Below are 24,434 nucleotides of genomic sequence, written 5' to 3' on the forward strand. Positions count from 1 at the left end.
GGGTGCGGTCACCCCCCCCCCCCCCCCCCCCACCCCCTCCCCCCCCCCCCCCCCTCCCCCCCCCCCCCCCCCCCCCCCCCCCCCCCCCCCCCCCCCCCACAGCGGCGCATGAGCCCACGGCTCAGACAGCGGTCCTGGTGTGGACGTACTCCACCAGCCGCGTCAGCGCGTCCGGGTCGGTCGTCGGCAGCACCCCGTGGCCGAGGTTGAAGACGTGCCCCTCAAGGCCTCTCGCGGCGGCCAGGACCTCGTCCGTCTTGGCCTCGACGGCCTCCGGGGTGGAGAACAGCACGGCCGGGTCCAGGTTGCCCTGGAGCGCCTTGCCGGGGCCGACGCGCCGGGCGGCCTCGTCCAGCGGGACGCGCCAGTCGACGCCGACCACGTCGGCGCCCGCCTCGCCCATGAGGCCGAGCAGCTCACCCGTACCGACACCGAAGTGGATGCGCGGGACGCCGTACGAGGCGACCGCGTCGAAGACCTTCGTGGAGGCGGGCATCACCGAACGGCGGTAGTCGGCGGGGGCCAGGGCACCCACCCAGGAGTCGAAGAGCTGGACGGCGGAGGCGCCGGCCTCGATCTGGACCTTCAGGAAGGCCGAGGTGATCTCGGCGAGGCGGTCGAGCAGATCGGCCCACAGCTGGGGGTCGCCGTACATGAGCGCCTTGGTGTGCTCGTGGTTGCGGGACGGGCCGCCCTCGACGAGGTAGCTCGCGAGGGTGAAAGGCGCGCCGGCGAAACCGATGAGCGGGGTGGAGCCCAGCTCGCCGGTGAGCATCCCGATGGCCTCGGTGACGTAGTGGACGTCCTCGGGGGTCAGGTCGCGCAGCCGGTCGAGGTCGGCGCGGGTGCGGATCGGGTCGGCGACGACCGGGCCGACGCCGGGCTTGATGTCGAGGTCGATGCCGATGGCCTTGAGCGGGACCACGATGTCGCTGAAGTAGATCGCCGCGTCCACCTTGTGGCGGCGTACCGGCTGCAGCGTGATCTCGGTGACCAGCTCGGGCCGCATGCAGGACTCGAGCATCGGGATGCCCTCGCGGACCTTCAGGTACTCGGGCAGCGAGCGCCCCGCCTGCCGCATGAACCAGACCGGCGTGTGCGGCACGGGCTCGCGCCGGCACGCCTTGAGGAACGCGGAGTCGTGCGTCCGCGACTGCTGATTCGTCTGCTGGCCCACGGGGCTGTCATTGGCACTCACGACCAGAATCTTCGCATGTGGCGGGAAGCCGCTCGCCCGGGCCGGGTGTCCCTCCCTGCGCGAGGCCCCCGTTCCGCCTACTCTTCCCCGCATGGCTGCGGCTCAGGGACATTTTTCCGATCATTCCGACGGTGACGGAGGTACGGACGACACGGAGGCGAACGCGGTGCCACCCGCCTTCCGGCGGGCGGTCGACGCCCTGCGGGCGGCGCGGGTGCGGCCCGAGCTGGAGATCGATCCGACCAGGCCGCCGCAGCGCCTGGCCCCGTACGCGTACGCGCTGGAGGCGGCCGTCGTCGACGGCGAGGAGGATCTGGCCGACGGCCGGCTCGTGCTGCTGCACGACCCGGCCGGGCACGACGCCTGGAAGGGCACGTTCCGGCTGGTGACGCTCGTCCGGGCGGAGCTGGAGCCCGAGATGGCGGCGGACCCGCTGCTTCCGGAGGTCTGCTGGTCCTGGCTGACCGGCGCGCTGGAGGCGCGCGGGCTCGCGTACGGGGAGGCGAGCGGGACCGTCACGATGGCGGGCTCCCACTACTTCGGGGGGCTCGCGGAGCGCCGCCCGGCGACGCAGATCGAGATCCGGGCGTCCTGGACGCCGGCGGAGGGGCTCGCGGGGGCGCCGGACACGGGGGCGCACCTGGAGGCCTGGTGCGATCTGCTGTGCCAGATCGCGGGTCTGCCGCCGTCGCCGCCCGACCCCGGGGCGGGGACGATCTCGGGCGCGGGGATCGTCTCGCTGCCGCAGCGCAGGGGTCCTCAGCAGCCTTAGGGAGAGCCGCCTGCGTCGCCCGGACGGAGGCTCACTCGTAGGATGATCGATCACGCGTCCGAATTGCCCGAATTGTTACTCAGCAAATCGTGATCTTTCCCTAAAGGCGGGCGGCAGAGCTGCCGAAGAGGTGAATGACCCCTTCACCGCACGGGTTCGCCCCCGGCTTCTTCCCCGAGCCGGCTCCGTCCCGCATCTCCCCAGGAGGCCGTGTGTCCGTTCTCCTCGAGCAGCCCGCAAGCCTGGTCGCCTACCGCCCGAACAAGCCGACGGCCATGGTCGTCGTGGCCGACCCGCGCGTCCGCTCCACCGTCACCCGCCACCTGTGGGCCCTCGGCGTACGCGACGTCATCGAGGCGTCGTCCATCGCGGAGGCCCGTCCCCGCGTCGGCAACCCCCGCGACATCTGCGTGGCCGACGTCCACCTCCCCGACGGAAGCGGCCTCACGCTGCTGTCCGAGACCCGCGCGGCGGGCTGGCCCAACGGCCTCGCCCTCTCCGCGGCCGACGACATCGGCGCGGTGCGCAACGCGCTGGCCGGTGGCGTCAAGGGCTACGTCGTCACTGGTACGCGGACCAACATCGGGCACCCCACCCGCCCCGGAGCCGCCCCCATCGGCTCCGCGGCCGCCCGCCTCGGCCACCGCCGCCCCCCGGGTGCCCCGAGCCACCCGGGCGGCTACCGCGAGCTCTCCGGTCGCGAGGTCGAGGTGCTCCGCCTCGTGGCCGAGGGCCAGTCGAACAAGGCGATCGGCGTCTCCATGGGCCTGTCGGCCCTCACCGTGAAGAGCCACCTGGCCCGCATCGCCCGCAAGCTGGGCACCGGCGACCGCGCAGGCATGGTCGCGGTGGCCCTCCGCACCGGGATCATCCACTGACCCCGCCAAGCCCCCACAGTCCCCGAACGGGCCCCCCGCGCGGTTGACGAAAGACCGGCGCCTGTCGACGGAACGTTCCGTCGACAGGCGCTTGCCGTTCGCCCTGGGACCCTGCTCGTCCGGGGCGCCAGGGCTGCATGACATCCGGTCCGGCCCCGCCGCACCCGGCTGGGTCCGGGGCGGCAGATGGCGCACCTTGCGGGTCATCGTGATCACTTTCCGAGATACCCTTGATCTGTTCCAGACAGCCCCTGACCTGCGAACGAGCTAACCAGCCTCCCTCACAGGGCACATCGGGGGCACATCACCGAGTACTGTCTCCCCGGCAGCGCGCGTGGTGTCCTCGTCGTCCTGCCACAGGTGGGTGTAGGTGTCGAGCGTGATGCTGGGCTTGGAGTGCCCCAGGCGCTTCTGGACTGTCTTCACGGACTTGCAGTGCTTGATCAGCACGCTCGCGTAGTAGTGCCGCAGGTCATGCAGCGTCGTTCCCGGCGGTACCCGATCGTCGACGCCGGAGGCTTCGAGGGCTGCGTTCGCGCGTCGAACCATACCCGCCCACGTTCGAGCCCACGGGGAGCGCTGGATGGGCCGCCCTTCAGCGTTCGGGAAGATCAGTCGCACTATCCGCTCCACCGGCTTGCGAAGGTCTGTGCGATCCATCACAGCCACGTCTCCCGCCGGGAACTGCGCGAGGCAGGCCGCTACGGCCTCCACGGCGCCTTCGCGAGCGGCACAGCCCGCCGGGCCTCATGCGTCTTGGGTGGGCCGATGTGGAGCCCTGCCGTGCCCTTGCCAGTGACGTTGACGAGCTGCTGCTCCACGTGGACTTCACGCCGCAGGAAGTCGACGTGCTGCACCTCTAGGCCGAACAGCTCACCCTGCCTGAGTCCGGAAGAAGCTGCGAGTAGCACGAGAGCCCGTTCCCGCATCGTCGGCGCCGCATCGATCAGCGCCCGAACCGCAAGATCACTGGGCGGGACGATCTCGGGCTGCCGACGGGAAGGCAACCTCACGCCGTCGCACGGGGACGACCGGATCACACCGTCCAGCACCGCCGACCTCATGACCGTCTTGACGATGGCGTACGTGTTGCGGAGGCTCACCGGCGCGAGAACTTCCGACCGCCCCTTGATCCAGGCCTGAATCTCGGACGGACGAATCTCGGCTATCGGCCGGTCGCCGAGCACGGGGTAGATGTGCGTCTCGGGCCGCTGCCGAACGCTGGCCGCAGTCGACGGGCGGTGGACTGCCGACGTCCGCCACCGCTCGGCTAAGGCGCGGAACGTCTCCCGCCCAGCCTTGCGGTCGATGTACTCGCCCCCGATTCAGATCCGTCTCGATGGCTGCGGCCCGGGCGTCCGCGTCTGGTTTCCTGGCAAAGCTCTCCTTGCGCTGCTCACCGTTGGCATCGCGATACCGGACCTGCCATCGCTTGCCCTTCCCGTGGTCTGCGCTGGGCACGAACACACGCGTGCGGCTCAAATGCTCCGCACACGGCTTGCCGTCCCGAGAGGGCCGGGACAGGTGCCACCGATCAACCACTATCGCCATCTTGATCACCTTCCGAATACCAGTCGGGTTCGCCTTCCTCCAGAACCCAGTCGGGCGTCAGGCCCGGTTGCGCGAACCGGGACGTCTCGCGCTGTGGTTCCGACAACGGGCAGGTCGCATTCATCGCCCCACCTGCGTGCGGACGTGCAGCTGTTCCAGCCTCGGCCTTTGTCGTCGACACCGGAGTGCGGTCCAGATGGGCGGCTTCGAGGTCCTCGTGGACGCCGCTGCCGAGAACGCCCAGGCAGCCGAGGAAGCGATGGACGACACGATGGAGGCCCCGACGCGGGAAGGTATCCCGCTCGAACAGTGGCGTGCTCTGCCCGACTCGCCCGGCGAAGGGTAGGAGGTTCTGCGGCAACGGGCCCTGCGCCCGTCAGGCCCGACGCCGAATCCCGCCGAGCCCTCGTCGTCGCTGCGTAGCCATGACAGACGCAGGATGTGGCTGTGAGAAGCGCTCCTGTGCAATGGTGGTGAACCGCCTCAGCAGCTCTCTGTACTCGACCACCTTCTCTGTAGCGTCTCGACGCCGATCCAGCTCGTCGTTGGTCTGACCTGTTCGTGCAGCGCTCCAGCGATATGTCCTGTCGCACGCCACGGTCAGCGCATGGCCGACGGTCCTGGCACCCTCGGCTTCCGTCGACGTCATACGTAGCCGCAACGTCACCTCACGCAAGGTGCACTCATCCTGAAGCTCTCGCAGCTCCCTCATAAGCTCGTCGCGAGAACTAACGCCAAAAGCAGTGCTTAGATGTTGCTCCTGTTCGTGATCCAACTCTGCTGTGGCGAGCAGCTGACCTAGCTTGAACAACCCTCGATTGCAAGAGTCCACGAATTGAGCGCAGGCATCGATCTCAGCCTGCCAAAGTGAATCGGCCCGTTGGCCGACCAGCTGTAGCTGTACGCCCTCGACCGTTCCGCGCGCCTGTGCTTTCCCGCTGAAGTATCCGAACACCGCGCCCATGGCGGCGCCCACCAAGCCCGTCACCGCGCCAACGACGGTCGCCCACCCCTCGTCCATGGCTTGATTGTTGCAGGAGTCCTGCCCTCCAGCCGTCGGTTTCCGTCCTCGGCCAGTGGCCGCCTCGCGTCGCGTGGCCGGGGACCAAGGCGTCCCCGTTGCTGTCGCCAGGCCGGGGGTCGACAAGACTCAGCGAGGGCGGGTGGACCCAGCAGCTCAGCTGAGTGGCACAAGGCTTGCGTCAGGGAGACCCCGGGGGGGGTGCGGGACGTGTTCGCGTGGCAGGCGGTCGACCCCCCGTCTCGACCGTTTCTCTCCCCGGGCGAAATTTTTGGGAATGATCTTCCACTCGCTAATCGCCCGAAGAGGTCAGCACAGCGAGACCGGGCGGGCGTCCATGGTGGAGGCTATTGATCACTGGTGATCCGCACTCAAACCTTGACGGCTGTCAAGGAAAGGCGCACTGTGGACAGTGACCTGAAGAAACTCGTGAAGTGGGCAGAGGATCAAGGGTGGGATTGCCCTAAAGATGCCAAGGGGTACACACGGTTCTTCGACCCAGAGGGCAATTACATCGCTGACTACCCGGCTACCCCCTCCAGCCAGAGACGCTGGAACAACCTAGTCTCAGCCCTTAGAGGCGTGGGGCTCCCATGGCCGCCTCCCAGCAAGTCGGAGCAGCGCTCCATGCGCCGCCGCCGAAAGGATCAGCAGTGAACGAGTGGAATGTAGAGGTCGTGTTCGCTGGTCAGCTCACTCCCGAGACGGCTGCCGAGATCCGCGACGACTGGCATGGAGTGGGGGGCGAGTGTTTCGTCTCCAATAACCCCAGTGCCGAGCAGTTCCGAGTTGCTGTGGCGAGTGACGATGGAGGGCCTGAGAAGCTGGCCGCAGTTGTGAGCGAGATTGAGGCCCGGGTTCTCAAGCGTGTACGACGTGCGCGCGTCGCATCCTGGGAGGTGGCGACGCTGGCCGAGCTTCAGAGGCGTGCCGAGACCTCGAACCTCCCTCAGCTCGTGTCTGTCAATGAGGCTGCCGAGATCCTTGGCGTCCAGAGGCAGCGCGTCCACCAGCTGTTTCGAGAGCGGGACGATTTCCCCAGCCCTTTGTACGAGTTCGAGGGCGGCGTCAGGCTCTGGTCGGAGAGTGCCATCAAGAGCTACGCCAGCAGGCGGTCGACCCGTCCGGGACGGCGTCCGGCATTGTGAACGCGCCCAGAGTCGCCGTGGAAGGGGTTAAAGGCATTGCCGGGCCTCGTGGATGACCCGCTGGGCATCGGCGCCGAACACGGCTGACTCCTTCAGTGTCCGCCACGCTCGCACGTAGGTGGCGATGGCGTCGTGGTCGTCGATCCACAGTTCCGCGTGCCAGTCCTCGACGATCACGAGCCTCTCGTCGTAGATCCAGAATCCGTTGGCCGGCTGGATCTTCAGGGCTGCGTCGAACGGAACGATGGCAACGTCACCGTGTCCAGGCCGATGACGCCGAGGAGCCGGTCAAGCTGGGCGGCGAGCACGACGGGCGGGCAGACGAGGGCACGCAGCGCGCCTTCCCACATCATGATCTTGTACCGCTTGCCGGGGGTGTAGAGCGCTTCCTGGCGGCGGATCCGGGCACGCACGGCCGCTTCTGTGTCCCGGGGGGACTGCATGAAGTCCGCATGCCTGGTGAAGACCGCACGTGCGTAGTCGGGGGTCTGGAGCATGCCTGCGATGAGGCAGTTCTCCCAGATCCTCAGGGTGGTGGTCCGATCATGCTCGGCGGTGAGCGCGTCCTGGACGGGCTTGTGCCCGGAGGACAGCTGGCGCCGCCACGAACGGATCTGGGACTCCATCCCCTTCAGACGGGACAGCAGTTCGTCGGCGGCCTCCGGCTGCCCGGTCGCTTCAGCCCATGCGATCAGGTCGCCGGCGGTCGCAGTCTGGCGTCCGCCCTCCAGCTTGTAGACCTTCGAGTGCGGCCAGCCGAGGCGCTGGGCCAGCGTCGTGCCGGTGAGCCGACTTTGAGGGGCGGACATACAGAGGTCGCGGAGTCTCGCCCCGAGGGCAGCCCTCGCCTGCTGGAAGTCTGTGCTCACCGGTCAACGCTACTTCGTGCTCTGTCCTAGGCAGTCAGGTCTGCCGTGAACCTCTCGTAAGGGACTGCGTAGTGCCAGGCCGCGTCCCGGACTTGAGCGTAGCGGTTGACCTCGACGGGTTCGGTGATCAGTTCGACGTCGACGAGGTTGTCGGCGTCGTCGAAGTTGAGCAGGGCGACCAGCCGCGTGTCGAAGATCCAGAAGTCTTCGGCGGGCAGCCGCAGCCGGTCGGCGTCGGCTCGCCACAGGTTGCGGATGTCTTCGCCGACGGCGCAGTTCCGCTTGGCGTTGTCGAGGAGGTAGAGCTGTCCCGGGGTAGGCGGGTTGTCGATGATCCGTACCCGCTCGAACCGCTTGCCCTGGGCGGTCTGGGCGCGGACGTTCGTGCACCAGTCGTCTTCGTAGTCCCACTCGATCGGCAGGCTGGCGGAGAACTGCGCCCAGGTGTCGGTGGCTTCGTCGGAAGCGAACCGCCTACGGGTCTCCAGCCGCCACGCCGTGTGCTCGAACGTCTCGAAGAGCTTCCCGAACGCGTCCAGGTCGATGATGCGGGGCACTCGGGTTACCTCCTTGGGCCCGAAGTCGACGAGCAGTTCGCGCGGTACGACGACCGCGACCTCGCCGTCGTTGATGTGCTGGAGCTGGCTGACGTCCTTCTGGTCGGTGAGGGGCGGCCCGTGGACGATGATCTCGCCACTGTCCAGGTCCTCGTGGATCGAGGGGCAGCCCCCGCCACCCGAGCCCGTGCCGTTGAACCGCAGTTGCCGCGCCATCGATCGCGTCCTTCCCCTCCGGAGCTGGTCCCCCACAGCATTCACGAGACCCGGCTCGCGTGGACCGGCGTTTCGAGAGCGACGCGAGAACATCAGAGACCAGCCCTCCGGTGGGCGCGAACATCGGAGAACATGGCGTGGTCGCCCCAGGCCGCCGTCCTTAGCGTCTCGTTCATGAGTGAGCCCACGCGATACTCCACGGCACCCGTTGAGCTGCCGCTGGATGACTGGCTGTACGCGGCGAATCCGGTGGAAGGCTGCATCGAGTGCGCCGAGGCAATGGGGGCGCTTGAGGCCGCGCGCAGACGCGGTGACGCCTCTGCCCGCTTCGCCGCTGCCCGGACGGTACGCAGCCACCCGCACCGAGGGAGCGTGTCGTGACCCGAGTCCTGCGGTTCATGCTGCACACGATCAGACACGCGCCAGAGGGCGGAATCACGTACGAGGCGTTCTGCATGACGGCGGGCTGTGGCGAGGAGTCCGGCCCTCATGCCAAACAGGAGACCGCGCAGGACTGGGCGCTGCAACACACGGGCCTCACGGGGCATGGTCTCTTCCGGCGGGTGTTCACGGACCACGCCCGCGTGACCCGGGAAGAGTGAGGCAAAGGGGTCGGAGTGTCATGACCCGGGGCGGTCTTCACCACACCCCCGTCAGGCACTTTGATCACCCTCGTCCCCGAACGCTACTTCCGGTGTTCCCGAGCGAAGGGTCTCGACCAGCGGCGTGTACGCCTCGAACATCAGGGATCCCGCCACCTTGACCAGCGCGGGAATCAGGTTCTCTCCGTTGTCGCCGTTGATCTGGTCGTAGGTCTGTGCGTCTCCGACCATGGCCGCGATGATCATCGTGTACGCCGCGATGACGTCGTCCGCGTCCAGGTCCTCGCGCAGGGGATTGGTGGTCTCACTGTTCATGACCATGCTGATCACAACTTTCGGCGGTACAGGTCCAGTGTGGGGGACGCCGTTCGAGGGCACATTCAGGGCACTTGCGAATGGCAAGAGCTGCGAAACGATGAGAGTCATTGAGAGACGTTTCCGCAGGTCAGACACCTCATCTCCCGAAGGTGCAGGTCAGGGCGTCGTACGGGCAGATACCCTTGACACGTGACCGACGCCCAAGAGACCGCAGCAGACACAGCACTGCGAACCACCGGGGGCGCCCCTCCGGACGACGATGTTCCTGCGAATGGGCTGCCGATCCCCTTGCTGGAGCCCCGCGAGGGCATTCCGCCCGTCGTCGAGACCGATGAGGCGCTCGCCGAGGTGATCGCCGCGTTCGCCGCGGGCCGGGGGCCCGTCGCCGTCGATGCCGAGCGGGCCTCCGGGTACCGCTACGGCCAGCGCGCCTATCTCGTCCAGCTCCGCCGCGAGGGCGCGGGCTCCGCGCTCATCGACCCGGTGGGGTGCCCCGACCTCTCGGGGCTCGGCGAGGCGCTCGCCGGCAGCGAGTGGATCCTGCACGCGGCGACCCAGGATCTGCCGTGCCTGCGGGACATAGGCATGCTGCCGACCCGGCTGTTCGACACCGAGCTGGCCGGCCGGCTCGCGGGCTTCCCGCGGGTCGGGCTCGGGGCGATGGTCGAGTCCGTGCTCGGCTACGCCCTGGAGAAGGGGCACTCCGCGGTGGACTGGTCCACCCGCCCGCTGCCCGAGCCCTGGCTGCGGTACGCCGCGCTGGACGTCGAGCTTCTCGTCGACCTGCGTGACGCGCTGGAGAAGGAGCTCGACCGGCAGGGCAAGCTGGAGTGGGCCCTGCAGGAGTTCGACGCGATCGCCTCGGCCCCGCCCGCGCCGCCGCGCAAGGACCCGTGGCGGCGGACCTCCGGCATGCACAAGGTGCGGCGCCGTCGCCAGATGGCGGTCGTACGGGAGCTGTGGACGGCCCGGGACCGGATCGCCCAGCGGCGGGACGTCTCGCCGGGCAAGGTGCTGAGCGACGCGGCGATCGTGGAGGCCGCGCTCGCGGTGCCGGCGAACCTCGCGGCGCTCACCGCGCTGCCGGGCTTCGGCCACCGCATGGGCCGGCGCCAGCTGGAGCAGTGGCAGGCGGCCGTGGACCGGGCGAAGGCCCTCCCGGACAGCGAGCTCCCCCAGCCCGGCCAGCAGGTCGCGGGCCCGCCCCCGCCGCGTGCCTGGGCGGACAAGGACCCGGCGGCGGCCGCCCGCCTCTCTGCGGCCCGCACGGCGGTCTCCGCCCTCGCGGAGGAGCTGAACCTCCCCCAGGAGAACCTGATCACCCCGGACACGGTCCGCCGGGTCTGCTGGGAGCCGCCGGCCCCGGGCACCCCGGAGGCGGTCTCGGCCGTGCTCACGGGTTACGGCGCCCGGCCGTGGCAGGTGGAGCTGGTGACCCCGCTCCTGGTGACGGCGCTGCTGGCAACCGCCTGAGCTGCCGGCAAACCGGCCAACCGGCAGACCGCCTGACCTGAGCCCGGCACGCACGACGTAGGCCCCCGACCGCCCCGCCGCGGCCGGGGGCTTCGCCGTCCTACGGGGCCGGGCTGATGTCGCCGTTCGTGTTCATGTCGAAGACGCCCTGGGTCTTGCCGTCGACCTTGAGCTGCTTGAGCCAGTGCTTCGAGAGGTTGTGCACGTTCTTGTGCTGCAGCTCCCACACCACCGAATGCCCCGCGCACGCCAGCTTGACCATCACCTTGTGGGCGCCCGCGATGGCGTTGTAGAGCGCGGGTACCGAGAAATTGAGTTCCGGGTTGGGGTTGGGCGGTGACGTGTTCACCTGGGAGTCGTGCTCCCCGTACACGATCAGCACGGGCACGCTTCCGCCGAGGACACCGCCCTGCGCCGCCGTCGTCTTGTTCCAGCCCCACCGGACGAAGTTCCGGATCCGGTTGAGGCCCTCCGGCGGTCCCCATGTCCTGCCTACCGGTTCACTCTCCATGATCGCGGCCCACACCTTCTCGACCATGCCGGGTTCGCGCTGGCCCTCGCAGCGAAGTTCCGTGTTCCACCCCGACTCGAGACCCCATCTCGTGCCGAGGAAGGTCGGGAAGCCTGGCTGCGGCAGCGGGCTCGGCGGGGTCGACGTGCCGTTGGGAGGGAACATCGGCGCCAGCAGGAACAGACTCTCCACCTTGGCGGGATTGTTCACCGCGTACGGCCCCATGGTGACCGCTGCCGCGGACCAGCCGACGAAGGCGACCTTGTCCACCTTGCGCTCGGTGCGGATGTACTCCACGACGGTGTTCAGTTCGTCCCGGTCGCTGTTCGAGTTGCTCAGCTGGAACGCGTAGTTCGGCGTTCCCGGGGTGAATCCCGGTGGTCTCGGCTTCAGCAGGTTCTGGTTGGCGGGGTTGACGTTGCGCGGGTCGTCCATCTTGGGGCGTGGCGACCGTCCGGAGCCCTGGAGGTCCATCATGAAGACGTCGTAGCCGGCCTTGGCCAGGTGCTCCGCCCAGCTGTAGGAGGCGTGCTGGAGGTCGAAGCCCGCGAGCACCGGAGTGCTCCGGCCGTGCAGCATGAGAACGGCCTTGCGCTCCGGTAGATGCCCCAGGGGCGTACCGTCCCGCTCCCGCACGAAGAGCTTGACGATTTCGCCCTTGTTCGCGGGGACGGTGGACGTGTGGGTGACCTCGTGGTCCTTGGTGATGATCGCTGCCATGGGAATCCGTTCTGTGCGCTCGGTCCGGGGGCTCGCGCCCCGGCCCGGCCAGCCTCGGCTCGCCGTGCGCCCGTCGCCACGGCACGGCTGCGGGACTGGGCCCATCGAGTTGTGGGACCCTCCGATCGGACGGGCGCACGGAGGGGGCGCGCGCACGGTCCGGTGCGGTGCGCGAGGTGTGACCTTCGCCGCTCCCGCCCCAGGGGCTGGGCAGCTTGGTTACCCGCAAGTAGCATGGGGGGAGCAAGCGCGCGCTTAGTCGCGTGCCGCAGCAGTGCCATCCCGCACCCTGGAGGAGAGCCATCGTGCCTCGTACCGTCAGGGACGTCGTCTTCGTCGACGGCGTCCGCACCCCGTTCGGCAAGGCGGGCCCGAAGGGCATCTACCACGAGACCCGCGCCGACGATCTCGTCGTGAAGGCCATCCGGGAGCTGCTGCGCCGCAACCCCGGCCTCGACCCCGCGAAGATCGACGAGGTCGCCATCGCCGCGACCACGCAGATCGGTGACCAGGGTCTGACCCTCGGCCGCACCGCCGGCATCCTCGCCGGGCTGCCGCAGTCCGTCCCGGGCTACTCCATCGACCGCATGTGCGCCGGTGCCCTCACCGCCGTGACGAGCGTCGCCGGGTCCATCGCCTTCGGCGCGTACGACGCCGTCATCGCCGGCGGTGTCGAGCACATGGGCCGTCACCCCATGGGCGAGGGCGTCGACCCGAACCCTCGGTTCGTCAGCGAGAAGCTGGTCGACGAGTCCGCCCTGTTCATGGGCATGACCGCCGAGAACCTGCACGACCGCTACCCGAGCATCACCAAGCAGCGCGCCGACGAGTACGCCGTGCGCTCGCAGGAGAAGGCCGCCAAGGCGTACGCCGACGGCAAGATCCAGCAGGACCTGGTGCCGATCTCGGTCCGCCGCACCAACGCCGAGGCCGGCGAGACAGGCTGGGGCCTGGTCACCGCCGACGAGCCGATGCGCCCGGGCACCACCCTGGAGTCGCTGGCCAACCTGAAGACGCCGTTCCGCGTCCACGGCAACGTCACCGCCGGTAACGCGGCCGGTCTCAACGACGGCGCCACCGCCTCGATCATCGCCTCCGAGGACTTCGCCCGGGAGAACAACCTCCCGGTGAAGATGCGTCTCGTCTCGTACGCCTTCGCCGGCGTCGAGCCCGAGGTCATGGGCTACGGCCCGATCCCGGCGACCGAGAAAGCGCTGGCCAAGGCCGGTCTCTCGATCGAGGACATCGACCTCTTCGAGATCAACGAGGCCTTCGCGGTCCAGGTCCTGGCGTTCCTGGAGCACTACGGCATCGCCGACGACGACGCGCGCGTCAACCAGTACGGCGGCGCGATCGCGTACGGTCACCCGCTGGCCTCCTCCGGCGTGCGTCTGATGACGCAGCTGGCCCGCCAGTTCGAGGAGAACCCGCAGGTCCGGTACGGCCTCAACACCATGTGCGTCGGCTTCGGCATGGGCGCCACGGTCATCTGGGAAAACCCCCACTGGGAGGGCAAGTGAGCACCACCGCCGAGCTTCTGAAGGGCGCCGCCGAGCTCTTCCCGGACGAGGTCGTCACCACCGCGCACGTACGGCACTTCGAACTGCCCGCGGGTGCGGGCCGGTTCGCGCTGATCACGCTGGACAACGGCTTCGACCACACCAAGCCGACCACCTTCGGTCCGCAGTCGCTGGCGAACCTCAACACCGCGATCGACCAGGTCGAGGCCGAGGCCGCCAACGGTGAGATCGTCGGCGTCGGTCTCACCGGCAAGCCGTTCATCTTCGCCGTCGGCGCCGACCTCAAGGGCGTCGAGCTGCTGAAGCGCCACGAGGACGCGCTCGCCATCGGCAAGGGCGGCCACGACGTCTTCAAGCGGCTCTCGTCGCTCGCCGTGCCGACCTTCGCGTACTACAACGGCGCGGCGATGGGCGGCGGTGTCGAGGTCGGTCTGCACTGCACCTACCGCACCGTGTCGAAGGCCCTGCCGGCCTTCTCGCTGCCCGAGGTCTTCCTCGGTCTGGTCCCCGGCTGGGGCGGCTGCGCCATCCTGCCGAACCTGATCGGCGCGGAGAAGGCCGTCTCGGTCATCATCGAGAACTCGCTGAACCAGAACAAGCAGCTCAAGGGCAAGCAGGTCTTCGAGCTCGGCATCGCCGACGCGATCTTCGAGGGCGCGGACTTCCTGGAGCAGTCGCTGATCTGGACGGCCTCCGTCCTCAAGGGCGACGTCACCGTCGAGCGTCCCGAGGTCGACCGCGGCGAGGCCTGGGACCAGGCCGTCGCCAAGGGCCGGTTCGTCGCCGACTCCAAGGTGCACGGCGCGGCCCCGGCCGCGTACCGCGCCCTGGACATCATCGAGGCGGCCAAGGACGGCGACCTCCAGGCCGGTTTCGACGCCGAGGACCAGGCGCTGGCCGACCTCATCATGGGCGGCGAGCTGCGCTCCGGCATCTACGCCTTCAACCTGGTGCAGAAGCGCGCCAAGCGGCCGGCCGGTGCCCCGGACAAGTCGCTGGCCCGCCCGGTCACCAAGGTCGGTGTCGTCGGCGCGGGTCTGATGGCCTCTCAGCTGGCCCTGCTCTTCCTGCGCCGCCTGGAGGTGCCGGTCGTCCTGACCGACATCGACCAGGAGCGCGTCGACAAGGGTGTCGGCTACGTCCACGCCGAGATCGAGAAGCTGCTCGGCAAGGGCCGGATCAACCAGGACAAGGCCAACCGCCTGAAGGGCCTGGTCTCCGGTGTCCTGGACAAGGCCGAGGGCTTCGCGGACGCGGACTTCATCATCGAGGCCGTGTTCGAGGAGATGGGCGTCAAGCAGCAGGTGTTCGCGGAGGTCGAGGCGGTCGCCCCGGCGCACGCGATCCTCGCCACCAACACCTCCTCGCTGTCCGTCTCGGAGATGGCCTCGAAGCTCCAGCACCCGGAGCGCGTGGTCGGCTTCCACTTCTTCAACCCGGTCGCGATCCTCCCGCTCCTGGAGATCGTGCGCGGCGAGCAGACGGACGACGCCTCCCTCGCCACCGCGTTCGGTGTCGCGAAGAAGCTGAAGAAGACCGCGGTCCTCACCAAGGACGCCCCGGCGTTCGTCGTGAACCGCATCCTGACCCGCTTCATGGGCGAGATCCAGAACGTCATCGACGAGGGCACCCCGGTCGAGACGGCCGAGAAGGGCGTCGAGCCGCTCGGTCTGCCGATGTCCCCGCTGGTCCTCCTGGAGCTCGTCGGCCCGGCCATCGGACTTCACGTATCCGAGACCCTGAACCGCGCCTTCCCGGAGCGCTTCAAGGTCTCCCCGAACCTGAAGGCGGTCGTCGAGGCCGGCAAGCGCGGCTTCTACGTGTACGACTCCGGCAAGCCGGAGCTCGACCCCGAGGTCGCCGCGCTCCTGAAGCAGGGCGATGTCGTCCTGACCGAGGAGCAGGTGCGGGCCCGCGTCCTGGACGCGGTGGCGGAGGAGATCGGCCTGATGCTGGAGGAGGGTGTCGTCGCCGAGGCGCAGGACATCGACCTCTGCCTGATCACGGGCGCGGGCTGGCCCTTCCACCTGGGCGGCATCACGCCGTACCTGGACCGTGAGGGCGTCTCCCAGCGGGTGAACGGCAAGCCGTTCCTCGCGCAGGGCGTCGCGAGCGTCCCGGCGTAACTTCCGGATCGCACGCGGAACGGCCCCGGCACCTTGGGAAGGTGCCGGGGCCGTTCCACGTTCTCGTTCGGATCACACCAAAGAGTGCCAGCCGCCCAGCTGGAAGCCGTCGGCAGACGTCTTCTGGCGCATGGTGAGCAGTACGGGGCCGTCAGCCACCGTCATGGTCACCAGGCCGCCGTCCAGGGCCTGCGTAAGGGTGGTGGTGAGGGGGCCCTGGGGGGCGCCCGTCTCGGTCCACTTGGCGCCGGCGTTCTCCTGCTCGGCGGGGTACGAGGCCAGGGCGAGCCGTCCGTCGGTGGACTGCTGGGCCAGGACGGTGCATTCGACGCCGTCGATCCGGCACTGGGTCGCGGCGAGCGGTCCCGTGCCCACGGCGTCGACGAAGGGGGTCGCCTCGGGCAAGCGGCCCGGGGACCAGACGCAGACGCGGCCGTCCTTGTCGCAGTAGAAGAGCGTGACGTGGCCGGAGGGGCCGGTCACGGCGGCGAGGCTGCCGAAGGTCACCTCCGCGGGCACCACGTCCTGCCGTACCGGCTTGGCGCCGGGCTCCTCCTGGACGTAACGCAGCAGCCCCTTGGCGGTCGCCGTGTACAGCTCTACGAGGCCGGCGCCGTTGGTGACGGCGACCGGCGAGGGGTCGGTGCCGTTGCCGAAGAGGTCCCACCAGGGGTGCCAGCCGCCGCCCTGCTTCTGGGCCCGCACGCTGAGTCCGCCACCGCCGTTCCTGGTGAAGACGTACGCGCGTCCTTCGGCGTCGACCGCGATGCTCGGGTTGCCGGTCCACTTGAAGCTCTTGCCGTTGGAGTGGGTGATCGAGCGCCACTCCACGTTCGGGCGGCCCGTCTGGTACTGGGTGGAGTGGACCAGCTCGACGTGGTCCTCCGTGCCGGGCACCGGGCGCAGCCCCACGAGGTGGACGTAGCGGTCGGCGCCCTGTCCGACCGCGAGGATCGGCCGGAGTCCGTCGCCGCCGAGAGAGACCGGGCCGCTCCACCGGCCGTCGGTGCCCTCGGTCCAGCGCACCACCTCTCCGTCGCGGAGCAGGTACGCGCTGAAGCGGCCCTCCGCGCCACGGGTGAGCCAGCCCCCGCGCAGGGTCGGGACGGTGAACGGCCCGTGGGGACGGTGGGTCGGGTCCTCGGATCGATATGCCATGGGGTCCAGCGCTCCGGTCGACAGGTCAGCAGTGGAATGTGCAGGTCCGCTCGGACTGCTGTTCGTCGACTTTAGTGGGTGCCGGGAGCGCCTTGCGCCGCGGTCGCGCGGCGGAGTCGGCGAAGCAGTCCCCCGCGACCGGCGGGTGACATCCTGTCCGCATGGACCAGGAGTTGCCTCTGCTGATCGTCGACGGCGCCAATGTGGTGGGCTCCAAGCCCGACGGCTGGTGGCGGGACCGTCGCGCCGCCGCCGAGCGGCTGCGCGACCTGCTCGCGGCCGGGGGCGGGCCGGAGGGCGGGCCTTTCGAGACCGTGCTCGTCGTGGAGGGCCGGGCCCGCGGCGTGGAGTCGGTGCCCGAGGTACGGGTCGAGGAGGCGCCCGGCAGCGGCGACGACCTCATCGTGGAACTGGCCCGGGACGCGGCCGGCCGGCCGTGCCTGGTGGTCACGGCCGACCGTGAGCTGCGGCGGCGGGTGGGCGAGCACGGGGCCCGGTGCGTGGGCCCGCGCGCGGTGATGCCCTAGTACAGCGCGTCCGGGCCGGCCTTGCCGAGGCGGCTGTGGGAGCGGCCGTACAGGAAGTACACGACGATGCCGATGACCATCCAGACCGCGAAGCGGAACCAGGTCTCGCCCGGCAGGTTCAGCATCAGCCAGAGCGACGCGGCGATGGAGGCGATCGGCAGCAGCGGCACCCACGGCGTGCGGAACGCGCGGTGCAGATCCGGGCGGGTGCGGCGCAGGACCATCACGCCGACGGCGACCATCACGAACGCGAAGAGCGTGCCGATGTTCACCAGCGTCGCGAGCTCGTTGATGCTGGTGAAGCCCGCGATGATCGCGATGAGCACACCGAGCAGGATCGTCGGCCGGTACGGGGTCCGGAACCGCGGGTGCGTGACGGAGAAGAACCGAGGCAGCAGCCCGTCGCGGCTCATCGCGAAGAACACCCGGGTCTGGCCGAGCAGCAGGATGAGGCAGACGGTGGTGAGGCCGACGGCCGCGCCGAAGCTGATCACACCCGCGTACCAGGGGTGCCCGGTGGCCTTGAAGGCGTCCGCGAGCGGGGCGCTGACGGACAGTTCGGTGTAGTGCTGCATACCGGTCACGACGAGGGCGACGGCCACGTAGAGCACGGTGCAGATGAAGAGCGAGCCCAGGATGCCGCGCGGCATGTCGCGCTGGGGGAACTTCGTCTCCTCGGCGGCCGTGGCCACCACGTCGAAGCCGATGAAGGCGAAGAAGACGACGGAGGCGGCGGTGAAGATGCCCATGACGCCGAAGTTGGTCGGTTCGTAGTTGAAGATCGTCTCGATCAGCGGCGCGTCCCAGGCCGATGCGCCGTCGGTCGGCGTCACCGCGTCGGGGATGAACGGCTGGTAGTTGTCGCCGACGATGAAGAACAGACCCGCGATGATCACGATCATGACCACGGTCACCTTGATGGCGACGACGAGGGCGGTGATCTGGGCCGAGAGCTTCATGCCGAGGACCAGAATCACCGTCAGCACCAGGACCAGCAGGAAGGCCAGGAGGTCGAAGGTGCCGCCGGCGGCGTCCGGTCCGTTCAGCGCGGCAGGTAGATGCCAGTCCACGTTGTCCATGAGCGAGCGCACGTAGCCGGACCAGCCGACCGCGACGACGGCCGTGCCGAGCGCGAACTCCAGGACGAGGTCCCAGCCGATGATCCAGGCGGGCAGTTCGCCGATGGAGGCGTACGCGAAGGTGTACGCCGATCCGGCGACCGGCACCGTGGAGGCGAACTCGGCGTAGCAGAGGGCCGCGAGCGCGCAGACGATGCCGGCGGCGACGAACGCCAGCGCCGTGGCCGGTCCGGCGTTCTCCTTGGCCACCTTGCCGGTGAGCACGAAGATGCCCGTGCCGATGATGACGCCGACGCCGAAGACCGTCAGGTCCCAGGCGGAGAGGGACTTCTTGAGCGCGTGCTCCGGTTCCTCCGTGTCACGGATCGACTGCTCGACCGTTTTCGTCCGGAACATTCCGGAGTTCGCGCGTGGTTGCTGGTCCGTGCTCACCGTCGTACCTCCGTGCCGTCGGTTCCAGACCCATGATCGAGACCCCGAAGGAGTGGCGCCTGTCGACGGAACGGGATTCACACGAATGGGCCGGTCGGTCACCCCGTGGGGTGGTCCGACCGGCCCAATGGTGACGCTGTGTCGCCTGCGTCAGTCGCGTGCGGGCTCCACAGCCCGGGCGCTGTCCTCATACCTGCCGTCGAGGCGCGAGACCAGGCCGGTGACCTGACGGGCGATGTCCGGCGCGGTCAGACCGATCTCGGCCATCACCTCGGCGCGCGAGGCGTGGTCGAGGAAGCGCGGCGGGATGCCGAAGTCGCGCAGCGGTACGTCCACGCCGGCGTCGCGCAGGGCCTGGGAGACGGCCGAACCGACACCGCCGACGCGGCTGTTGTCCTCGACGGTCACGACGACCCGGTGCTGGTCGGCGAGCGGGGCGAGCGCCTCGTCGACCGGCTTGACCCAGCGGGGGTCGACGACGGTGGTGGAGATGCCCTGCTTGTCGAGGAGACCGGCGATCTCCAGGCACATCGGCGCGAGCGCGCCGACCGAGACGAGCAGGACGTCGGGCGTGTCGGTGCCCGGCTCGCGGAGCACGTCCATACCGCCGATGCGGCGCAGGGCCGGTACGGCGGGGCCGACGGCGCCCTTGGAGAAGCGGACCACGGTCGGGGCGTCGGTGACCTCGACGGCCTCCCGCAGCTGGGCCCGTACCTGCTCGGCGTCGCGCGGGGCGGCGAGCCGGAGGCCGGGGACCACCTGGAGGATGGACATGTCCCACATGCCGTTGTGGGAGGCGCCGTCGGTGCCGGTGATGCCGGCCCGGTCCAGGACGAAGGTGACACCGCACTTGTGCAGGGCCACGTCCATGAGGACCTGGTCGAAGGCGCGGTTGAGGAAGGTCGCGTAGACCGCGAAGACGGGGTGCAGTCCGCCGGTGGCGAGGCCCGCCGCGGAGACGGCGGCGTGCTGCTCGGCGATGCCGACGTCGTACATGCGGTGCGGGAAGGCGTCCGCGAACTTCTTCAGGCCGACCGGCTGCAGCATCGCGGCCGTGATCGCGACGATGTCCTCGCGCTCCTTGCCGAGCTTGACCATCTCCTCGCCGAAGACGGAGGTCCAGTCGGCGCCCGAGGCCTTGATCGGCAGGCCCGTGTCGGGGTGGATGGGGCCGATGCCGTGGAAGCGGTCGGCCTCGTCCTGGAGGGCGGGCTGGTAGCCGCGGCCCTTCTCGGTGAGGCAGTGGACGATCACCGGGCCGCCGAAGCGCTTGGCGCGCGTCAGGGCGGACTCCAGCGCCTCGATGTCGTGGCCGTCGATGGGGCCGACGTACTTCAGGCCGAGGTCCTCGAACATGCCCTGCGGGGCGATGAAGTCCTTCAGGCCCTTCTTGGCGCCGTGCAGGGTCTCGTAGAGCGGCTTCCCGACGACGGGGGTGCGCTCCAGGATGTCCTTGCCGCGGGCCAGGAAACGCTCGTAGCCGTCGGTCGTACGGAGGGTGGCCAGGTGGTTGGCGAGCCCGCCGATCGTCGGGGCGTAGGAGCGCTCGTTGTCGTTGACGACGATGACCAGCGGGCGGTCCTTGGCGGCGGCGATGTTGTTCAGCGCCTCCCAGGCCATGCCGCCGGTGAGAGCTCCGTCACCGATGACGGCGACGACGTGGTCGTCCTTCTTCAGGACCTCGTTGGCCTTGGCCAGGCCGTCGGCCCAGCCGAGGACCGTGGAGGCGTGGGAGTTCTCGATGATGTCGTGCTCGGACTCGGCCTGCGAGGGGTAGCCGGACAGGCCGCCCTTCATCTTCAGCTTCGAGAAGTCCTGGCGGCCCGTGAGCAGCTTGTGGACGTAGCTCTGGTGGCCGGTGTCGAAGAGGACCTTGTCCTTCGGGGAGTCGAAGACGCGGTGCAGGGCGATGGTCAGTTCGACCACGCCGAGGTTGGGCCCGAGGTGGCCACCGGTCTTGGAGACGGCGTCCACGAGAAACGTCCTGATCTCCTCGGCCAGCTGGTCCAGCTGTTCCGGGGAGAGCCGGTCCAGATCGCGCGGTCCCCTGATACGGGTCAGCAATGCCACCCGTGCCTCCTTGCCATTGAGCTGGTCGAGCTTGCCGATTTGTCGAGTCTAATGTTCCGCCCCCGGCCGTCGTCATCGGGCGGCGGGGTGCGTGTCACCCGTGTGGCCGACGCACCGCTGGGCGTTCGGGCGGTACACAGGGCCAGACGCAGCAGTGCCCGGCACCGGTTCTCCGGCGCCGGACACTGTGGGCTTGGTAACGCGGTGGCGTTACGCGCGGCCCGCCGTCTTCTGCGTACGGCGCGAGACGGAGTCGATCACGACGGCGGCGAGGAGCACCGCGCCGGTGATCATGTTCTGGATGGAGTTCGACATGCCGATCATGTTCAGTCCCTGCTGGATGGACTGGATCACGATCATGCCGAGCAGGGCCGACCAGACCTTGCCCCGGCCTCCGAAGAGGCTGGTGCCACCGATGACGGCGGCCGCGATCACCAGCATCAGCGTGTTGCCGCCACCCAGGCTCTTGGTGGCGCCGCCGGAGAGGCTCGCGATGAAGAGTCCGCCGAACGCGGCGAGCGTGCCGGAGATCGCGAAGACGGCGATGCGGATCCCGTCGACGTTGATGCCGGCGCGGCGGGCCGCCTCGGCGGAGCCGCCGACCGCGAAGACCTTGCGGCCGAAGAGGGTGCGGCGGGCGACGAAGTCGGCGATCACGAGAACGGCCAGGAAGAGGACCAGGGCGAGGGGCAGGCCACGGGCGCCGGCGGGCTCGTTCATGACGAAGGCGACGACGAAGACGAGGACCGCGACGACGGCCGTGCGCAGCACGATCTCGCTGACCGGGCGGGCCGGCAGGAGCGCGGCCTTGCGGCGGCTGCTGTCGCGCAGCAGCGAGGCGAGGTAGACGAGGACCGCGACCAGGGCGAGGCCGTACGCGGCGGCCTTGTCGGCGAAGAAGTAGTTGGTGAGGTTCTCCACCACACTGCCCGAGGGCGTGTTGATCGATCCCTCGCCGCCCATCAGCCACTCCTGGAAACCCATCCAGCCGAGGAAGCCGGCAAGGGTGACCACGAAGGCCGGGACGCCGACCTTGGCGAAGAAGAAGCCGTGCAGCGCGCCGATGAGCGTGCCGGTGAGCACGGCGAGCACGATGGACAGCCACTCGTTCATGCCGTTGCTGACCTGGAATCCGGCCCAGACGGCCGCGCCGACACCGGCCACCGAGCCCATCGACAGGTCGATCTCGCCCAGGACCAGGACGAAGACGATGCCGACGGCCATGATGCCGAGGCCGGAGGCGTACACCGCGATGTTGGCGACGGAGCTCGCGGAGAGGAAGTTCTCGTTCTGGACCTGGAAGACGATCGCGATGACGATCAGGCCGAGGACGACGGGCAGGGAGCCGAGTTCGCCGCCGCGGATCTTGCGGGTGAACTCGGTCCAGTAACCCTTGATGCCCTCCTCGCGGACCAGCAGGCGCGGGTCGACGGCGGGGACGGGGGCGGCGGAGGTCTCCGTGACCTCGGGCGCCTCGGGGGTGGTCTCGGGGGTCTTGGCGAGGTCGCTCACTTCGCGTCCTCCTTCGTGGCCGTGGCCGAGGCCGTACGGGCCTGCCGGCGGGTCACGGCGTTGTCCGTGGCACCGGTGATGGCGGCGATGATCGTCTCGTGGCTGGTGTCGGCGACCTTGAAGTCGCCGTTGTTGCGACCGAGGCGCAGGACCGCGACGCGGTCCGCGACGGCGCGGACGTCGGCCATGTTGTGGCTGATGAGGATGACTCCGTGGCCGCGCTCGCGCAGCCGCTCCACGAGGTCGAGCACCTGTGCGGTCTGCTCGACGCCGAGGGCGGCGGTGGGCTCGTCCAGGATGACGATCTTCGGGTCGCCGATCAGGGCGCGGGCGATGGCCACGACCTGGCGCTGACCGCCGGAGAGCGCCGCGACCGGGATGCGGACCGAAGGAATCCGGATGGACAGGGTGTCCAGGAGCTCCTTGGCGCGCTTCTCCATGGCGATCTCGTCGAGGACCGAGCCGGAGCTCAGCTCGCTGCCGAGGAAGAGGTTGGCGACGACGTCGAGGTTGTCGCAGAGCGCCAGGTCCTGGTAGACGGTGGCGACTCCGAGGTTCTGGGCGTCGTGGGGCTTGGTGATCTGGACGGGCCGGCCGTCCCACTCGATCACGCCCTCGTCGATCGGGTGGACACCCGAGATCGTCTTGACGAGAGTCGACTTGCCGGCGCCGTTGTCGCCGACCAGGGCGACGACCTCACCGGCGTGGATCTCCAGTTCTACGTCGGTGAGCACCTGGACGGCGCCGAACCGCTTGGAGACTCCGCGCAACGCCAGCACGGGCGTAGCGGACACGTGAATCATCTCCTTCGCCGCCTGACCGGCGGGGATGGTGGTGCGAGAGAGCACTGAGGGGGGCTGTGAGAGGAGTCCGGCGCCCCGCCCCCGCTTGCGGGGCGTTGAACGGGGCGGGTGCGCCGGACCGGACCGGGGGGCCGTTCGGGGGAGGTCGCCGGGAGGTCGGCGGAGTCCGAAGGGCCGTACCGGCAGCGGGTGTTACTTGATGCCCGCCGCCTCGCAGGCCGCCTTGTACTCGGCGGTGCAGAGAGCCTCGGCCTCGTAGACGCCGTCGGCGATGATCGTGGAGCCGATGTTCTCCTTGGTCACGACCTGGGCGTCGTACAGCTTCGCCGGGATGTCCTTGAACTCACCAGTGAGGCTGGTGACCTTGGTGGGAACCAGGTCGTCGATCTTCTCGCCCTTGAGCAGGCGGACGGCGATCTCGGCGGTGGTCTCGGCCTCGGGCTTGATCTGCTTGTAGATCGTGAAGGCCTGGTCGCCCTTCAGGATCCGCTGCAGACCGGCGAGCTCGGCGTCCTGGCCGCCGACCGGGACCTTGACGCCCTGCTTGGAGAGGGCGGTGATGATGCCGCCGGCCATGCCGTCGTTGGCCGAGTAGACGCCCTGGAAGCCGTCCTTGCCCAGCGAGTCGATGGCGGCACCCATCTTCTTGTTGGCCTCGTCCGGGGACCAGTCCGGGATGTCCTGCTCGTAGACGACCTTCTTGACGCCCGTGTCGAGGACACTGTGGGCGCCCTTCTTGAACAGCGGGGCGTTCGGGTCGGTCGGCGAGCCGTTGATCATGACAACGTTGGCGTCCTTGGCCTTGTCGCCGAGCGCCTTCACGAGGCCCTCGCCCTGGAGACGGCCGATCTTCTCGTTGTCGTACGACACGTAGGCGGAGATCGGGCCCTCGGCCAGGCGGTCGTACGCGACGACCTTGACGCCCTTCTTCTCGGCCTGCTGGACCCAGGACTTGGTGGCCTTGTAGTCGACCGAGTCCAGGATGATGACCTTCACGCCCTGCGTGACCAGCGCGTCGAACTGCTTCTTCTGCGTCTCGGTGTCCTGCGCGGCGTTGTTGTACTTGACCTCGCAGTCCGAGCAGAGAGCCTTGATCTTCGCCTCGATGATGGGGCGGTCGAAGGTCTCGTAACGCGTGGTCTTGTTCTCCGGCAGCAGCAGACCGATGGTCTTGCTGTCGCCGCCGTTCCCGCTACCCGAGTCGCTGTCGCCCGCCTTGCCACAGGCGGCGACGGAGAGGGCCATGGAAACCGCGGCCGTGCCTATGACGATGCGACGCGTCACTGCGTTCATGTGGGGTTGCCTCCCTGACGAGGCCGCGACTTTGCGGCCGAGGTGGCTGGAAGTCAACTCGGCCGCAGAGACATCGTCAA

Annotated in this window: 23 protein-coding genes and 1 pseudogene; 10 read left to right on the forward strand and 14 right to left on the reverse strand. The window is 69.2% G+C overall.

The window, feature by feature from the left end:
• Window positions 1-121: 121 nt before the first annotated feature.
• On the reverse strand, window positions 122-1,198 hold the full coding sequence (hemE, locus tag ACZ4VI_RS31730; RefSeq protein ID WP_468004874.1) for a uroporphyrinogen decarboxylase: 1,077 nt from the start codon (window positions 1,196-1,198) through the stop codon (window positions 122-124).
• A gap of 91 nt (window positions 1,199-1,289) precedes the next feature.
• On the opposite strand from hemE, the gene ACZ4VI_RS31735 reads away from it, so the two are divergent.
• Entirely contained in the window at window positions 1,290-1,970 is a 681-nt protein-coding gene (locus tag ACZ4VI_RS31735) for a DUF3000 domain-containing protein (protein ID WP_468004876.1), read from the forward strand.
• A gap of 212 nt (window positions 1,971-2,182) precedes the next feature.
• Window positions 2,183-2,848, forward strand: coding sequence for a response regulator transcription factor (locus ACZ4VI_RS31740; RefSeq protein WP_017242457.1), 666 nt, complete (start codon window positions 2,183-2,185; stop codon window positions 2,846-2,848).
• Window positions 2,849-3,115: 267 nt separating this feature from the next.
• On the opposite strand, the gene ACZ4VI_RS31745 is transcribed toward ACZ4VI_RS31740, so the two are convergent.
• Window positions 3,116-3,562 (reverse strand): tyrosine-type recombinase/integrase, encoded by a 447-nt coding sequence (locus tag ACZ4VI_RS31745; protein ID WP_468004878.1) that lies wholly within the window; start codon window positions 3,560-3,562, stop codon window positions 3,116-3,118.
• Window positions 3,550-4,173, reverse strand: a complete 624-nt coding sequence (locus ACZ4VI_RS31750; RefSeq protein WP_468004938.1) for a site-specific integrase — start codon at window positions 4,171-4,173, stop codon at window positions 3,550-3,552. The genes ACZ4VI_RS31745 and ACZ4VI_RS31750 overlap by 13 nt, the downstream gene beginning before the upstream one ends.
• A gap of 422 nt (window positions 4,174-4,595) precedes the next feature.
• On the opposite strand from ACZ4VI_RS31750, the gene ACZ4VI_RS31755 reads away from it, so the two are divergent.
• A complete protein-coding gene (locus ACZ4VI_RS31755) occupies window positions 4,596-4,745 on the forward strand; it encodes a hypothetical protein (protein WP_468004880.1) in 150 nt (49 codons plus the stop codon).
• A 30-nt stretch (window positions 4,746-4,775) separates the two neighbouring features.
• On the opposite strand, the gene ACZ4VI_RS31760 is transcribed toward ACZ4VI_RS31755, so the two are convergent.
• Entirely contained in the window at window positions 4,776-5,420 is a 645-nt protein-coding gene (locus tag ACZ4VI_RS31760; protein WP_468004882.1) for a hypothetical protein, read from the reverse strand.
• A 653-nt stretch (window positions 5,421-6,073) separates the two neighbouring features.
• On the opposite strand from ACZ4VI_RS31760, the gene ACZ4VI_RS31765 reads away from it, so the two are divergent.
• Complete coding sequence (locus tag ACZ4VI_RS31765; RefSeq protein WP_468004883.1) at window positions 6,074-6,568, forward strand: hypothetical protein; 495 nt, start codon at window positions 6,074-6,076, stop codon at window positions 6,566-6,568.
• A 27-nt stretch (window positions 6,569-6,595) separates the two neighbouring features.
• On the opposite strand, the pseudogene ACZ4VI_RS31770 reads toward ACZ4VI_RS31765, so the two are convergent.
• Both ACZ4VI_RS31770 and ACZ4VI_RS31775 read right to left on the reverse strand, forming a co-directional pair.
• Window positions 6,596-7,437: pseudogene (locus ACZ4VI_RS31770) on the reverse strand (helix-turn-helix domain-containing protein).
• 26 nt (window positions 7,438-7,463) lie between these two features.
• The gene (locus tag ACZ4VI_RS31775) at window positions 7,464-8,210 is read right to left on the reverse strand and encodes a DUF6879 family protein (RefSeq protein ID WP_468004885.1); all 747 of its coding nucleotides are present in this window, start codon (window positions 8,208-8,210) and stop codon (window positions 7,464-7,466) included.
• A gap of 174 nt (window positions 8,211-8,384) precedes the next feature.
• Here ACZ4VI_RS31775 and ACZ4VI_RS31780 point away from each other — a divergent pair, with 174 nt between their 5' ends.
• Complete coding sequence (locus ACZ4VI_RS31780; RefSeq protein WP_468004887.1) at window positions 8,385-8,591, forward strand: hypothetical protein; 207 nt, start codon at window positions 8,385-8,387, stop codon at window positions 8,589-8,591.
• Window positions 8,588-8,812, forward strand: a complete 225-nt coding sequence (locus ACZ4VI_RS31785) for a DUF7848 domain-containing protein (protein ID WP_468004889.1) — start codon at window positions 8,588-8,590, stop codon at window positions 8,810-8,812. The genes ACZ4VI_RS31780 and ACZ4VI_RS31785 overlap by 4 nt, the downstream gene beginning before the upstream one ends.
• A gap of 51 nt (window positions 8,813-8,863) precedes the next feature.
• Here the strand turns inward: ACZ4VI_RS31785 and ACZ4VI_RS31790 are convergent, their stop codons facing one another.
• Window positions 8,864-9,127: a hypothetical protein gene (locus tag ACZ4VI_RS31790; RefSeq protein WP_468004891.1), complete on the reverse strand. Its 264-nt coding sequence runs from the start codon at window positions 9,125-9,127 to the stop codon at window positions 8,864-8,866.
• Window positions 9,128-9,319: 192 nt separating this feature from the next.
• Here ACZ4VI_RS31790 and ACZ4VI_RS31795 point away from each other — a divergent pair, with 192 nt between their 5' ends.
• On the forward strand, window positions 9,320-10,603 hold the full coding sequence (locus tag ACZ4VI_RS31795; RefSeq protein ID WP_468004893.1) for a ribonuclease D: 1,284 nt from the start codon (window positions 9,320-9,322) through the stop codon (window positions 10,601-10,603).
• Between the two features lie 100 nt (window positions 10,604-10,703).
• On the opposite strand, the gene ACZ4VI_RS31800 is transcribed toward ACZ4VI_RS31795, so the two are convergent.
• A complete protein-coding gene (locus ACZ4VI_RS31800) occupies window positions 10,704-11,750 on the reverse strand; it encodes an alpha/beta fold hydrolase (protein ID WP_468004940.1) in 1,047 nt (348 codons plus the stop codon).
• A gap of 389 nt (window positions 11,751-12,139) precedes the next feature.
• On the opposite strand from ACZ4VI_RS31800, the gene ACZ4VI_RS31805 reads away from it, so the two are divergent.
• Both ACZ4VI_RS31805 and ACZ4VI_RS31810 read left to right on the forward strand, forming a co-directional pair.
• On the forward strand, window positions 12,140-13,354 hold the full coding sequence (locus ACZ4VI_RS31805; protein WP_385152838.1) for a thiolase family protein: 1,215 nt from the start codon (window positions 12,140-12,142) through the stop codon (window positions 13,352-13,354).
• Window positions 13,351-15,480: a 3-hydroxyacyl-CoA dehydrogenase NAD-binding domain-containing protein gene (locus tag ACZ4VI_RS31810; protein WP_468004895.1), complete on the forward strand. Its 2,130-nt coding sequence runs from the start codon at window positions 13,351-13,353 to the stop codon at window positions 15,478-15,480. The genes ACZ4VI_RS31805 and ACZ4VI_RS31810 overlap by 4 nt, the downstream gene beginning before the upstream one ends.
• A 72-nt stretch (window positions 15,481-15,552) precedes the next feature.
• On the opposite strand, the gene ACZ4VI_RS31815 is transcribed toward ACZ4VI_RS31810, so the two are convergent.
• On the reverse strand, window positions 15,553-16,638 hold the full coding sequence (locus ACZ4VI_RS31815; RefSeq protein ID WP_468004897.1) for a PLL family lectin: 1,086 nt from the start codon (window positions 16,636-16,638) through the stop codon (window positions 15,553-15,555).
• Between the two features lie 161 nt (window positions 16,639-16,799).
• On the opposite strand from ACZ4VI_RS31815, the gene ACZ4VI_RS31820 reads away from it, so the two are divergent.
• Window positions 16,800-17,165 carry an NTP pyrophosphohydrolase gene (locus tag ACZ4VI_RS31820; protein WP_468004899.1) on the forward strand — a complete coding sequence of 122 codons (366 nt, stop codon included), beginning with the start codon at window positions 16,800-16,802 and terminating at the stop codon, window positions 17,163-17,165.
• On the opposite strand, the gene ACZ4VI_RS31825 is transcribed toward ACZ4VI_RS31820, so the two are convergent.
• The 5 genes from ACZ4VI_RS31825 to ACZ4VI_RS31845 form a co-directional block, all read right to left on the reverse strand.
• Window positions 17,162-18,640 carry an amino acid permease gene (locus tag ACZ4VI_RS31825; protein WP_468004942.1) on the reverse strand — a complete coding sequence of 493 codons (1,479 nt, stop codon included), beginning with the start codon at window positions 18,638-18,640 and terminating at the stop codon, window positions 17,162-17,164. The two genes, ACZ4VI_RS31820 and ACZ4VI_RS31825, sit on opposite strands and share 4 nt — an antisense overlap.
• Window positions 18,641-18,826: 186 nt before the next feature.
• Complete coding sequence (dxs, locus tag ACZ4VI_RS31830; protein ID WP_468004900.1) at window positions 18,827-20,746, reverse strand: 1-deoxy-D-xylulose-5-phosphate synthase; 1,920 nt, start codon at window positions 20,744-20,746, stop codon at window positions 18,827-18,829.
• Window positions 20,747-20,956: 210 nt separating this feature from the next.
• Window positions 20,957-22,258, reverse strand: a complete 1,302-nt coding sequence (locus ACZ4VI_RS31835; protein ID WP_468004902.1) for a sugar ABC transporter permease — start codon at window positions 22,256-22,258, stop codon at window positions 20,957-20,959.
• A complete protein-coding gene (locus tag ACZ4VI_RS31840; protein WP_468004904.1) occupies window positions 22,255-23,061 on the reverse strand; it encodes an ATP-binding cassette domain-containing protein in 807 nt (268 codons plus the stop codon). Before ACZ4VI_RS31840 ends, ACZ4VI_RS31835 begins: the two co-directional genes overlap by 4 nt.
• A 192-nt stretch (window positions 23,062-23,253) precedes the next feature.
• Entirely contained in the window at window positions 23,254-24,354 is a 1,101-nt protein-coding gene (locus tag ACZ4VI_RS31845; RefSeq protein ID WP_468004906.1) for a substrate-binding domain-containing protein, read from the reverse strand.
• Between the last annotated feature and the right edge of the window lie 80 nt (window positions 24,355-24,434).

It is taken from the genome of Streptomyces sp. NPDC029169 (assembly GCF_055563935.1).